Raw genomic sequence first — 13,090 nt, 5'->3', positions numbered from 1 at the left:
GACAAGAACCCTATATAATAATACTTACTTTATTATTTAGGGTTCTTGTTTTTTATTTAAAATTAAGTTTAACTACTTTATTGTGACCAGCAGCAATTGCCGTATTTCTATTTACAAAACGGATAGTAAAAAGAGTTGAATCTGTAGAAAGCTGCATCCAGTTTTCGCCACCATTTTGAGAATACTGAATCCCCTCAGAACCAACGCACACAATTTCTTTTCCATTACCTCCAGGAACATATTGCACACAAGACGCATATCCAAAACCCATGTTTTGCCCAATTAGTTCCCAAGTTTTTCCTCCATCTTTAGTAAAAGCTTTATTGTCTATTTTTTTGTTCGGATAATCATAGTCGCCACCGGCGATAAAACCTTGTTTAGAATCGTAAAAATCAGCTGTAAAAATTCCGGTCATCTGTTTTCCTTGAACAATTGGCGTTTCTACTACTTTCCATGTTTTTGCTTTGTCTGGAGAATAAAAGACACGTGCCTTTTTTCCACCTGAAACCAACCAAGTATCATTTCCTTTAATTACAATATTAGTATTACTTGCTGCAAAAGCCGCTTCGCCAGTTGTATTTGTAGGTAATTTATCTGATAGTAATTTTGTCCAAGTTTCTCCACCGTCTCGGGTTACAATAATAGAAAAGGTATCTTCTGTTGGATCACCAATTGCTATTCCTTCTTTGTCGTTCCAGAATTGCATACTATCGTAGAAAACTTTTGGATTGATTTCTTTGTAAACCAATTTAAATGTATTGTCTTTTTTAGAAACAGCATAAAGTAAAGCAGGATTTGCTACACTAAGCAGAAAAACATCTTTTGAAGTTTGTGCAATGCTTCTAAACTCTAAATTTAAAGTATCACGGTAAATATGCTCTTCAAATTTTTCTTTCTTAGTCAAATCATAATAGCCAAATCGAGAATTATCTGCGCCATACCAAACTTTATTTTTATCAATCAAAATGGCTCTTATACTAATTCTATCTTTAAACAAAGTATCCACCGTCATCGATGTAAAACCACTGCTGTAAGGTACTTCTGTTTTATGGTTAAATGCACTAAAAGACATCAATAAAATAAAAATACCACAAAATAAAGTTAGTTTTTTCATAGGAAATTAAAATTTGGTTAACGCTAAAATACGATTATTTATAAAATTTCAAATAAGTTTATTTTCTTTTCATAAAATAAAATTCACATTTCCCTATATCTTCCAAAAAAGCAAAGGCATTAAACAAAAACAACAAACAACTGATTTACAAAAACTTAAAAACCAATAATTCTTCAAAAAAAATTATGGCACAGTAATTGGATATTTACTATCAGAAAAAATAATTTAATACAATTAGTCATGAAAACGAAATTACTTTTAATAGCGATGATAGCCTTAGTTTTTGGTTCTTGTGCAGCACAAAGTCAAACTACAGTATATGCAAAAAACTCAGATATAAGCGATAACTTGGATTTAAGAGCAGTTGCTTCGATGTTTGGAGAATCTGCAAATCTTCAAGATTTTGAAAGAAGATTAAATGATCCTAAATATCAAATTTCAAACCTTGATTTAAATGGTGATGACGAAGTAGATTATTTACGTGTTATCGAATCTGTAGAAAACAGAACTCACGTTGTAATCATTCAAGCGGTTTTAGATCGTGACGTTTATCAAGATATTGCTACGATTGATGTTGAAAGAGATAATTACAATAAAGTAAGTGTTCAAGTTGTTGGAAACACGTATTTATATGGAGCGAGTTATATTTATGAGCCTGTATACAGTGTCGTTCCTGTAATTTATAGCTCTTTTTGGGTAACAAATTATAGACCATATTACTCAACTTGGTATTGGGGATACTACCCAACATATTACACAGCATGGAGACCTTATCCTGTTTACAGATACAGAAACAATGTAAATGTGTGCATCAATGTTCATAACAGTTACAATTATGTAAATGTTAGAAGAAGTTACAGAGCCCCTGCTATTTACGAAACAAGACGTACTTATGGTTATGAAAGAATGCGTCCAAACTATAGCTTTGCAGAAAGACATTCTAACACAACTAATAGATACGAATTAGATCAAAGACGTGTAGCTAGCAGAGAAGCTAACAGAAACTCTTATAACACAAACAGAAGCAATACCTCTAGACCAGTTTCTTCTGATAACAGAACTCCAAACAGAAATTATGCTGAAAACAGAAATTCTACTTATAGAACTTCTTCAGACAGAAACACTGATAGAGACTACAATTCTAGTAACAGAACTGTAAACAGAAATACAGAAGGAAACGTAAATAGAGACTATTCAAACAGAGGAAACAATTCTGCAAGGGTTGAAAATACTCCAAGAACTGAATCTGCAAGTAGCAACAATACTAGAGTTACTTCTAGAGGAAATTCAGAAAATAGAGGTTTTAATCGTGAGACATCTTCTCAAAGATCAGAGAATAGAAATTATTCTCAAAATAGAGTTAGCACAACGCAATCTGCTCCCGCTCAAAGAGCAGAAATGCCAAGAAGTAATTCGGAAAACAGATCAAGTTCTAATAGAGAATATTCTGCAAGACCTGCTCAAAGCCAACAACGCTCAGAATCGCCGAGAGCAAGTCAAGAGACTTCTAGAGTTAGCCAAGAATCAAGAGGAGGACAACCTCAAAGAGAAAGCGGTTCTAGCAATAGAGGCGGTGGTGGAAGAAGAGGATAATTTCATCAAAAATCATAATTAAGAAAAGCACAATTTTAGGATTGTGCTTTTTTTTATCTTTTTAATTATAATTGCTGCTAATTTGTTTTAAAACAGTAAATTTGCAACCGTCTTTTATAAAAATATACATGAGCGCATCGCATAAAAACTTACATAGTAAGTTGTCTATTGGGGGTTTATTGATTACTTTAGGGATTATTTACGGAGATATTGGAACCTCTCCATTGTACGTAATGAAGGCAATTTTGGGGGATCACACCATTAATGCTGATATTGTTTTAGGAGGTATTTCTTGTGTCTTTTGGACTTTAACATTACAAACTACAATCAAATATGTGCTTATTACTTTAAGTGCAGACAATCATGGAGAAGGAGGAATTTTCGCACTTTATGCATTAGTCAAGAAAACAAAAATACAATGGCTTATTGTTCCCGCCATAATTGGGGGTAGTGCCTTGCTCGCAGACGGAATTATAACACCTCCCATTTCAATTTCATCTGCTGTAGAAGGAATTAGAGCATTTTATCCAACTATGCAAACGCAAACTATTGTTTACATAGTAATTACTATTCTATTTGTATTATTTACAATTCAGCAGTTCGGAACTAAATTGGTTGGTAAATTCTTTGCTCCAATGATGTTAATTTGGTTTGCCATGCTTGGAACTTTAGGTACTATTCAAGTACTTAATTATCCAGAAGTTATCAAAGCGATCAATCCTTATTATGCTTACCATTTATTATCTATTCACCCAGATGGTTTCTTTGTTCTTGGTTTTGTATTCTTGTGTACAACCGGAGCAGAAGCGCTGTATTCTGACATGGGACACTGCGGTAGAAAAAACATTAGAATCAGCTGGATGTTTGTAAAAACAACTTTAGTTTTAAACTATTTCGGACAAGCAGCTTATTTAATTCATCATGAAGGAAGCACTTTACAGCAATTGGGCGGAGAAAATGGAAATCCGTTTTACTTAATCATGCCGCATTGGTTTTTACCATTCGGAATTGTAGTAGCTACTTTAGCTGCCGTTATTGCATCACAAGCATTAATCAGTGGTTCATTTACATTGATAAACGAAGCAATGCGTTTGAATTTCTGGCCAAAAGTAAAAATCAAATATCCAACAGAAGTAAAAGGTCAGCTATATATTCCGTCAATCAACTGGCTATTGTTTTTTGGTTGTGTGGGAATCGTTCTGCACTTCGAAAAATCTGGAAATATGGAACATGCTTATGGTCTTGCTATTATTTTATGCATGATCATGACAACTATTTTATTGAACTATTATTTAATTATGAAGCGTGTAAAACTGTACTTTATGGTGCCGTTAATTACAATTTATTTATTAATTGAATTTAGTTTCCTTTTTGCCAACATTACAAAATTTGCCGAAGGTGGTTATGTTACTTTAATCATTGCAAGTATGCTAATTTCAGTAATGACTATTTGGTACTTAGCTAAAAAAATCAACAAGAACTACACTAAAGTGGTTAAACTTGATGATTACAAACGAGTTCTTGTAGAATTGAGTCAAGATTTATCTATTCCAAAATACGCAACGCACCTAGTTTACATGACCAATGCAAATCGTGTTGATGAGTTGGAAGAAAAAGTAATTTATTCTATTCTTCAAAAACGTCCGAAAAGAGCAGATATCTATTGGTTTGTTCACGTTAATATTTTGACAGAACCTTATAAAACGCAATATAAAGTAACTGAAATTGCAAAAGACGATATTTATAGAATTGATTTCAATTTAGGATTTAGAGAACCAACCAAAATCAATTTAATGTTTAGAGAAGTAATCAAAGATATGGTAAAACGTGGCGAAGTGGATATTACCAGCCGTTACGAATCTTTAAACAAAAACAATATTATTGGAGACTTCAAATTTGTATTGTCTGAAAAATTCTTATCAAACGACAACGATTTGAGATGGCATGAAAATATTATCATGAATTCTTACTTCTTCATCAAAAAATTGAGTTTGTCTGAAGAAAGAGCTTTTGGTCTAGACAGTAGTTCAGTTAAAGTTGAAAAATTCCCAATGGTGCTTCATGCTCCCGAAAATATTGGATTAACGCGTATTGTTTCTAAAGAATAAAGCCTTAAAAATATTTCAAAAAACACTCTTAATTAGAGTGTTTTTTTTTCTTTAATAGCGATCTAAGTAAGATTCGGTATTAAAAATTTAACTTTCAATCAATTAATAGTACCTTTGCAACTCAAATAATAGAAATGAGATTACACAGAAATTTAGTTTATACTACCATTGACTCTTTGAATGCAATTTTCAACGAAGGAGAATATGCTGATAAAGTGGTAGCTAGAGCATTAAAAAAAGACAAACGTTGGGGAAGTTCTGACAGGAAGTTTGTTGCTGAAACCATATATGAAATTGTTCGTTGGAAACGATTATATGCCGAAATTGCCGAAGTAAAAGAACCATATGATAGAGATAATCTTTGGAGAATGTTTGCTGTTTGGGCGGTTTTACGCGGTTACCCAATTCCAGATTGGAGACAATTGGAAGGAACTCCAGAGAGAAAAATAAAAGGTCGTTTTGACGAATTATCTAAAACAAGAGCTGTTAAAGAATCTATTCCAGATTGGATGGATGAATTAGGAGTAAAAGAATTAGGCGAAAAAGTTTGGGCGAAAGAAATTGCAGCTCAAAATCAGCCTGCAAAAGTTATTCTTAGAACTAACACTTTAAAAGGAACTAAAGAAAGCCTTCGAAATACTTTAATGGATTTAAATATTGAAACAGAATATTTAAAAGACCAGCCAGAAGCACTTGTTTTAAAAGAAAGAGCTAATGTATTTTTAACAGATGCTTTTAAACAAGGCTTATTTGAAGTGCAGGACGCCAACTCACAATTAGTTGCAGGATTCTTAGATGTAAAACCTGGAATGCGTGTGGTTGACACTTGTGCTGGAGCAGGTGGAAAAACATTGCATATGGCTTCTTTAATGGAAAATAAAGGGCAGCTTATTGCAATGGATTTGTACGAAAGTAAATTGAAACAATTGAAATTAAGAGCAAAAAGAAATGGCGCTTTTAATATCGAATACCGTATTATTGACAGCACAAAAGTGATCAAAAAATTACACGAAAAAGCAGATCGTGTTTTAATTGACGCACCTTGTAGCGGTTTAGGAGTTTTGAAAAGAAATCCTGATTCGAAATGGAAATTACAACCTGAATTTATTGATAACATTCGTAAAGTTCAGAGCGAGGTTTTAGAAAGTTATTCTAAAATTGTAAAACCAGGCGGTAAATTAGTTTATGCAACTTGTTCTGTATTGCCATCAGAAAATCAAGAACAAGTTGAAAAGTTCTTGAAAACAGAAATCGGACAGCAATTTACTTTTATTGAAGATCGTAAAATGCTAGCGTCGGAATCTGGTTTTGATGGATTCTATATGGCACTTATGGAACGTAAGAAATAAATTCCAATTTTTGAAAATCCAAATTTCAATTTATTTTGGAATCTTAATACTAAAAAATCCAAATTCCAATTTTAAACTTGGAATTTGGATTTTTTTTATTTTATATTTTTCTACTTGTCCAACTTTGTCAAAGTTTGAAACTTTGACAAAGTTCTAAACGCATAGCATTGTAATTTGCATTTTTTTATTTTGGAATTTTAATCCTGCAAAGTAGGTTTGCGTAATAACTTTCCATTTTCGTTTTCTTTGAATTTAGTAACAAAAACTATTTCTTTTGGTTTTTCATATTTCCCTAAAACATCAAAGAAATCTGCTGGAAATTCTTGTTTTTCTCCTTCAATAACTAGAACTAACTTTTCTCCTAAAGTAGTATCAGGAAGTCCGGTTACAAAAAACCTGCTATTTATTTTCCCTGTCAATTTTGCTTCAATCTGCTCAGGAATCAGCTTTACTCCTCCACTATTAATTACATTATCTATTCTTCCTAAAAAAATAAATTGCTGATCGTTTAATAATTCTACTAAATCATTCGTTACAATAGCTTCATCAGAAATTGTGGCAACATTGATAACCAGACATCCACGATCGTCTTGCGAGATTTTCACATTTGGAAGAATTGAAAAAACAGAATCTCCCAAACGTTTAGCTGCAATATGCGTTATTGTTTCAGTCATTCCGTAGGTTTCATAAATCTCTGTTTTTAGTGGCAAAAGTTTTTCTTCTAAAGACGAATCCATTTTAGCACCTCCAATAATCAGCTTGCGAACATTTTTTAGTCCCTTTATTGAATTTTGAACCTGAAGTGGCACCATTGCAACAAAATCATATGTCGTTGTATTTAACTCAAGCGGGTGAAGACTTGGCGAAACAACATCTAATTCTAATCCTAAAATTAAACTTCGCACCAACATCATTTTGCCGGCAATAAATTGTGTTGGAAGACATAATAAAGCTTTGTCGCCAGGTTTCAAATCAAAAAAATCACCTGTTGCAAGCGCAGAATGAATCATTGCCTGTTTTTCTAATCTTACTAATTTTGGAAGACCAGTAGTTCCAGATGTTGTCATTTCGATATAATCCTTTTTATCAAACCAATCTAAAAAGAATTCACCAATTGATCGTTCGTATGCGTCACCTTCTTTAACATAACTATATGCAACGCGACATAAATCATTGGCATTTAAATGATAACCATTTAATTTAAAATAATTGTGTACATTTCTATGAGTCAAATTTGGCATAACTTTACTGTATTTCTTGAACATTAATATTTCCTGTCAATTTTTCTTTCCAATTTGTCCAGCCATATTTTTTAGAAAAAATAAAAAGCAAAATTGGATATATGATTACAACTGGCAAAATAACGTCTATTCCTGCCGATGGATCTGAAAGGTCTCTAAATATAGAATGTGTTTGAAAGACGGTCCAATCTGATGTAACTAAAAGCGCTCCCACAAGATTATTTGCTGCGTGAAAACCTAATGCCAGTTCCATTCCTTCATCCATTAATGTGATAACACCTAAAAACAATCCTGTTCCTATGTAATATATCATTACGATATTTCCCATTTTCCCTACTTCTGGATTAAACCAATGCATCGATCCAAAAATTACCGAAGTCATAACGAGCGGAAACCATCTATTGCGAGCTAAATTGGCAAATCCTTGCATAAGATAGCCTCTAAAAACATATTCTTCTGTACTGGTTTGTATCGGAATTAATATAGATCCTACTACAACTAAAATTAAAAACGGAATTAATCTAAAACTTAAAACAAATTTTTCTGGAGAACTTATATAAACAATAAAGAAACTTAAAAGTGAAATGAACGTCCATAAAAAGAAAGAGAACCAAATTCGCTTCCAGTCCGTTTTGGGTCTTGCTGTAGTTACAGATAATAATGTCTGATGATGAATAAATTTAACCACAAAGTAAACTCCTGCTAAAGCGAAAACAAACGAAATCATTACTAGAAAAAGAGTTATATTTGATTCAAACATTTTCATAACGCCATCGTTCGTTGTTGGAAATGCTTTTCCTTCGCTAAAAGCTTTATAAAACACCGCCGCGGTAAGTGGAATTTGTCCTACAAAAGAAGCTGCTATTATAAAAAGAGAGCCTACGAGATACTTCCAAAATTTATTTTCTGGCTTAATTCCTTGTTCTAAAAACATAAATCTAAAATTTTAAAAAAAATGAGAATTCAAATTTCATAAGTAAATCTTACTTTTGGCATTGCAAAAGTACCTCTTTTTTGCCTTACAAATATTTGAACCCTTAAATATAACAAAATGATACAAATTTATCATAATCCGAGATGCGGAAAATCAAGAAACTGCCTTGCTTTTATCGAACAGTCTAATCAAGAATTTGAAATAATTCCATATTTGACAGAAACCCCAAATGTTGAAGAACTAAAAAAGCTGTTGAAACAACTTAATTTAGAGCCAATTCAGTTGGTTAGAACCAAAGAAAAAATTTGGATTGAAAACTTTAAAGGAAAAACTTTAAGTGATGATCAAATTGTTAATGCAATGGTCGAAAATCCAATTTTAATAGAAAGACCTATTGTTGTAAAAGATGGAAAAGCTATTATTGGCAGAGATCCAGATCTAGTCGCTTCTTTTTTAGATTGATTCTAAAATACCTCATTAACATTTTTTTGTGATTTCTTTCTTTAAACCAAAAACTACATTTGCCGTCTAAAGAGAAAAGAAAAACCAGAAAATGAAAAAAATCAAATTTGCTGTACTGCTAGTATTCTTGTTTACAAGCATGTACAATTACTCACAACAAGGTCCTGGCGGCAACAAAGTAAAAGTCAGTGGAAAAGTTTTAGAAAAAGTAAGCAAACAGCCTTTAGAGTATGCTACTATTTCTATTACTGCTCCAAATGATACTAAGGTTATTGCAGGAGGAATTACCAATCCAAAAGGAGAGTTCGAAGTTGCTGTTGCTCCAGGAACTTACGATATAAAGGTTGAATTTATCTCTTTTAAATCGACTGAAATTAAGCAAAAAAGCGTTCAAGGTGATACCAATCTAGGTGTTGTCAATTTATCTGAAGATGCGGCACAGCTTAATGAAGTTGTAGTTCGAGCTGAAAAATCTTCAGTAGAAATAAAATTAGACAAAAAAGTTTACAACGTTGGTCAAGATATGATTGTAAAAGGCGGAAGCGTTAGCGACGTTTTAGACAACGTTCCGTCTGTTTCTGTTGATACTGAAGGAAATGTTAGCTTACGCGGAAGTGATAATATTCGTATTTTAATTGACGGAAGACCTTCGCAAGCTATTAATATGGCTGAAGCTTTAAGACAACTTCCAGCAGATGCTATCGATAAAGTAGAAGTTATTACCAATCCATCTGCACGTTATGATGCAGAAGGAGGTTCTGGAATTATCAATATTATACTTAAAAAAGGAAAAAATCAAGGTTTTAATGGAACTTTGATTGCTTCAACAGGATTACCAGAAACTTATGGTTTAAGTGCCAATGTAAATTATAAAACAGAAAAATTAAACTACTTTACAACTGCTGGATACAATTACAGAACAACAGAAGGTGCTGGTAAAACAAATTCTGAATATCTAAATACTGATGGCACGACAAAGAATTTCTTAGATGAAACTCGTGATACCAAACGTGTTAGAAATGGTTTTAATGGAAGAGCTGGAGTTGAATGGACGCTTACTCCAACTACATTCTGGACTAATGCCATTAATTATCAAAACAACACTGGTGACGATCGTGATTTGATTAATTACTACAATTATGATGCAAATCGCGCTTTTACAGGAACATCTTATCGTTTAAACAACGCTGATACAGGAAGTGAAAATGTTGAATTTACATCTAATTTAATTAAAAATTTCAACGACAAAGGCCATAAACTTACTGCTGATCTTTCTATTTCTAGAAATACAGATGATAGTAATAGTACGATTACAGCTTCTCCAAATTTTAATACAACTCTAAATAATCAAGTGCAAAAACAAGTCTTAGCACAAGTTGATTATGTTTTACCTCTTGGAAAAGGCGGACAGTTTGAGGCTGGTTACAAAGGAAGTTTTGGGGATTTGAATAACATTTATAATGTTAGTACTCTTGATTCGAATGGTCAGAATGTGACCGATCCTAATTTATCTAATACTTTAGAGTATAAAGAAAACATTAATGCGCTTTATACGCAATATGGTTTCAAAGTGAATAAATTCTCTTATTTATTTGGTTTAAGATGGGAAGACACTAATATCGAAGTTAACTTATTAGATAATAGCGATTTCAACACTAAAAAATACAACAATCTTTTCCCAAGTGCTTTTGTTAGTTACGAAATTTCAGATCAAAGCAATTTCTCTGCAAGTTATAGCAAACGTTTATCAAGACCTAGAGGACGTTTCATGAACCCTGCAGTAAACTATGCTAGTAACATCAACATCTTTCAAGGAAATCCAGATTTGGATCCTTCTTTAACAGACAAATATGACATCGGATACATCAAAAGATGGGATAAAGTAACTTTTAATACCTCTGCTTATTTTGAAAACACAAAAGACGTTTTCAGTTTTGTAAGATCTCCTACGGGCGATGTTGTTACTCCTGATGGTGAAGTAGTAACTCCTCAGCCAGGTGAAACAGTTGATGGTACGCCTGTGATTAAAAGTTCTCCTATTAACTTAGGAAGAGAGCAAAAATTTGGTTTCGAATTTACATTCAATTACACGCCTTACAAATGGTGGAAATTGAACAGTAACTTTAACTTCTTTAATGTAAAAACAACTGGAGAAAATAGCTATACAGACACACAAGGAAATGTGGTTGTTCAGGATTTAGACAATCAGGCTAATTCTTGGTTTGCAAGAGTAAACTCTAAAGTTACATTACCATACAAAATTGACTGGCAATTGACTGCTATGTATAACGGAGAGCAAAAAACAGCTCAAGGTAAAAACTTAGGGCAATTCGGAATGAATACTGCTTTTAGTAAAGATGTAATGAAAGATAAAGCAACTATTGCATTTAATATTAGCGACGTATTCAATTCTAGAAAAATGAGATCTTACACGTATTTGGATGATGTAAATTCATATAGCGAATTCCAATTCCGTAAACGTCAATTCAACTTATCGTTCACTTATCGTTTCAACAAACCAAAAGGTGAAAGAGATAAAAATATGCCTAAAAATGATGGTGGCGGAGATGGAGGAGAATTTCCTGGATAATCTCAGTTAAATTTCAATATTAAAATTCCAAATTCCAATTTTTAAGATTGGGATTTGGAATTTCTTTTTTAATTCATATTCTTAAAATCAAAAAGGCAAAGCTTGCTCGACTTTGCCTTTGATCAAAAAAAAAAAAAAAACAAAAAAGAATTAAAAAACCAGTTTTTAATATTTCTTAAGCAGTAACTTCTTGTTCTGCTGTATTTTTCAATTTAGGAACAGGAATTGCTTTGCTTGCTACTTTTGGTTTTGCAGCGGGCTTCTTTTTGCCCCATTTCTGTTTACCCCACCAAATTATAAATCCAGTTATAGGTAAGCTTGCAGAAATTAAACTGGCAAAAAATGCAATGAACTTTCCTGTTAGTCCAAGAACACTTCCTACGTGAATATCATAATTCATACGACGGATTTTGTCTGGAATATTTGCTTCAACATACTTTCCTGAGAAAGGTGTCTTAATTGAAATTTCTTTCAAAGTCTGTTGATCGTAACTGTAACGATCCATATTGTAATAAGTGTTTTTTTGCTTGTAAACAAAAGCACCGATTGGATCTGAAGGTTTTCCCGGAATGTTAATTAAAATACCAGATGCCTGTGGATTTTCTTTTCTTAAATTTAATAAAACTTTATCGGCAGTTGTAATATTAAACGTCGCAACGTGGGTAGTATCCGATTTTGGAGCTTCACGGTTATCAGACAAAGGTTTTCCTCCTGATGTTACCCAGTATAATGATTTACTCCACCATCCGAAACTCCATACTAAACCAGTAACAGCAATAAAGAAAAGAAAAATACAGCTGTAAAAACCAAATACATTATGCATGTCATAATTGACACGCTTAAAGCTCGCGTCCCATTTAATTTTAAAACTTTTATCAATAATAGATTTAATCCATTTTGTTGGCCACCATAAAACTATTCCCGAAATTAATAAGACCACAAAAATCAAAACTGCAACTCCCACAATTGGTCTTCCAATATCATAAGGAAGCCACAAAGCGCGGTGTCCGTTTAATATCCATCTGAAAAAATCTGGTGAATCACCTCTAGAAAACGTTTTTACATTTAATATTTCTCCTGTATAAGGATTCATATAAACACTGATAAAAGTTCCAGATCTTCTGCCTCCTTTACGTTTTTCGTCTTTTCCCTTTCCTTTTCCTTTTTCTCCAGGTTTTCCTTGAGATTTTAAGTCAGATTTAGCTTTTTCGCCTTCATTTTTAGCGAAATCTCTTTTTCTTTCTCCTTTTTTATGTTCTCCCCTTTTGTTTTCACCTTTTTCTCCTCGACCACCTTTTTCGCCATCGCCTTTTTTCTCAACAAAATAACCAACAATAGCCGCTTCGTCTTTTTCTCCGAATGTGACACTGGTAGCTTTTTTATCTTTCATTTTTTTATCTGCAATTGAAACCAATTGCGAAGGCAGCAAAAATGCTTTTTCTTGAGGCTTTACAAAACGCCAGTCTTCAATAAAATCTTTTATTTCGTTTTCAAAAACATAAATACAGCCCGTAAGGCTGACAATAACTACAATGATTCCAGACGCTAAACCAAGCCACAAATGCAGCCAAGCCATAACGCGTTTAAAAAGTGATTTTTTACTTTTTTTCTTATTGTTTGGGGTTGGTTTTGATTTTGATTTTAAAAAAGAAAACATATTTTGTGATAGATAAATAGGATAAATAAAAAAACCGTAAGT

General features: G+C 32.8%; 9 protein-coding genes. 5 read left to right on the top strand and 4 right to left on the bottom strand.

All coding sequences use genetic code 11. The annotated features are described in order from the left end of the window. Positions 1-52: 52 nt before the first annotated feature. Complete coding sequence (locus HNP35_RS09640) at positions 53-1,114, bottom strand: oxidoreductase (protein ID WP_184160737.1); 1,062 nt, start codon at positions 1,112-1,114, stop codon at positions 53-55. A 240-nt stretch (positions 1,115-1,354) separates the two neighbouring features. On the opposite strand from HNP35_RS09640, the gene HNP35_RS09635 reads away from it, so the two are divergent. The 3 genes from HNP35_RS09635 (at position 1,355) to HNP35_RS09625 (ending at position 6,164) form a co-directional block, all read left to right on the top strand. After that, the gene (locus HNP35_RS09635; RefSeq protein WP_184160733.1) at positions 1,355-2,707 is read left to right on the top strand and encodes a hypothetical protein; all 1,353 of its coding nucleotides are present in this window, start codon (positions 1,355-1,357) and stop codon (positions 2,705-2,707) included. A gap of 128 nt (positions 2,708-2,835) precedes the next feature. Continuing rightward, positions 2,836-4,815 carry a KUP/HAK/KT family potassium transporter gene (locus HNP35_RS09630; protein ID WP_184160730.1) on the top strand — a complete coding sequence of 660 codons (1,980 nt, stop codon included), beginning with the start codon at positions 2,836-2,838 and terminating at the stop codon, positions 4,813-4,815. Between the two features lie 134 nt (positions 4,816-4,949). Then, complete coding sequence (locus HNP35_RS09625; protein ID WP_184160727.1) at positions 4,950-6,164, top strand: RsmB/NOP family class I SAM-dependent RNA methyltransferase; 1,215 nt, start codon at positions 4,950-4,952, stop codon at positions 6,162-6,164. 197 nt (positions 6,165-6,361) lie between these two features. Here the strand turns inward: HNP35_RS09625 and HNP35_RS09620 are convergent, their stop codons facing one another. Further along, positions 6,362-7,405 carry an AMP-binding protein gene (locus tag HNP35_RS09620; protein WP_184161254.1) on the bottom strand — a complete coding sequence of 348 codons (1,044 nt, stop codon included), beginning with the start codon at positions 7,403-7,405 and terminating at the stop codon, positions 6,362-6,364. Positions 7,406-7,409: 4 nt separating this feature from the next. Beyond that, on the bottom strand, positions 7,410-8,339 hold the full coding sequence (locus tag HNP35_RS09615) for a CPBP family intramembrane glutamic endopeptidase (RefSeq protein WP_184160724.1): 930 nt from the start codon (positions 8,337-8,339) through the stop codon (positions 7,410-7,412). A gap of 117 nt (positions 8,340-8,456) precedes the next feature. On the opposite strand from HNP35_RS09615, the gene arsC reads away from it, so the two are divergent. Together arsC and HNP35_RS09605 are read left to right on the top strand one after the other, a co-directional pair. Continuing rightward, positions 8,457-8,801 carry an arsenate reductase (glutaredoxin) gene (gene arsC, locus HNP35_RS09610; RefSeq protein ID WP_184160721.1) on the top strand — a complete coding sequence of 115 codons (345 nt, stop codon included), beginning with the start codon at positions 8,457-8,459 and terminating at the stop codon, positions 8,799-8,801. A gap of 91 nt (positions 8,802-8,892) precedes the next feature. Continuing rightward, on the top strand, positions 8,893-11,391 hold the full coding sequence (locus tag HNP35_RS09605; RefSeq protein WP_184160718.1) for a TonB-dependent receptor domain-containing protein: 2,499 nt from the start codon (positions 8,893-8,895) through the stop codon (positions 11,389-11,391). Positions 11,392-11,566: 175 nt separating this feature from the next. On the opposite strand, the gene HNP35_RS09600 is transcribed toward HNP35_RS09605, so the two are convergent. Continuing rightward, positions 11,567-13,048: a PepSY-associated TM helix domain-containing protein gene (locus HNP35_RS09600; protein ID WP_184160716.1), complete on the bottom strand. Its 1,482-nt coding sequence runs from the start codon at positions 13,046-13,048 to the stop codon at positions 11,567-11,569. Positions 13,049-13,090: the final 42 nt, after the last annotated feature.

The sequence above is a fragment of the Flavobacterium notoginsengisoli genome (genome assembly GCF_014207905.1).
Taxonomy (GTDB): domain Bacteria; phylum Bacteroidota; class Bacteroidia; order Flavobacteriales; family Flavobacteriaceae; genus Flavobacterium; species Flavobacterium notoginsengisoli_A.
The sequence above is the reverse complement of the archived record's forward strand: the minus strand, read 5'-3'. Positions and strand labels throughout refer to the sequence as shown.

What these genes read in the sequence shown, in the direction of transcription:
- HNP35_RS09625 (WP_184160727.1), top strand. Translation starts at nt 4,950, where the DNA reads ATGAGATTACACAGAAATTTAGTTTATACTACCATTGACTCTTTGAAT.
- HNP35_RS09635 (WP_184160733.1), top strand. Translation starts at nt 1,355, where the DNA reads ATGAAAACGAAATTACTTTTAATAGCGATGATAGCCTTAGTTTTTGGT.
- arsC (WP_184160721.1), top strand. Translation starts at nt 8,457, where the DNA reads ATGATACAAATTTATCATAATCCGAGATGCGGAAAATCAAGAAACTGC.
- HNP35_RS09620 (WP_184161254.1), bottom strand. Translation starts at nt 7,405, where the DNA reads ATGCCAAATTTGACTCATAGAAATGTACACAATTATTTTAAATTAAAT.
- HNP35_RS09630 (WP_184160730.1), top strand. Translation starts at nt 2,836, where the DNA reads ATGAGCGCATCGCATAAAAACTTACATAGTAAGTTGTCTATTGGGGGT.
- HNP35_RS09605 (WP_184160718.1), top strand. Translation starts at nt 8,893, where the DNA reads ATGAAAAAAATCAAATTTGCTGTACTGCTAGTATTCTTGTTTACAAGC.
- HNP35_RS09600 (WP_184160716.1), bottom strand. Translation starts at nt 13,048, where the DNA reads ATGTTTTCTTTTTTAAAATCAAAATCAAAACCAACCCCAAACAATAAG.
- HNP35_RS09640 (WP_184160737.1), bottom strand. Translation starts at nt 1,114, where the DNA reads ATGAAAAAACTAACTTTATTTTGTGGTATTTTTATTTTATTGATGTCT.
- HNP35_RS09615 (WP_184160724.1), bottom strand. Translation starts at nt 8,339, where the DNA reads ATGTTTTTAGAACAAGGAATTAAGCCAGAAAATAAATTTTGGAAGTAT.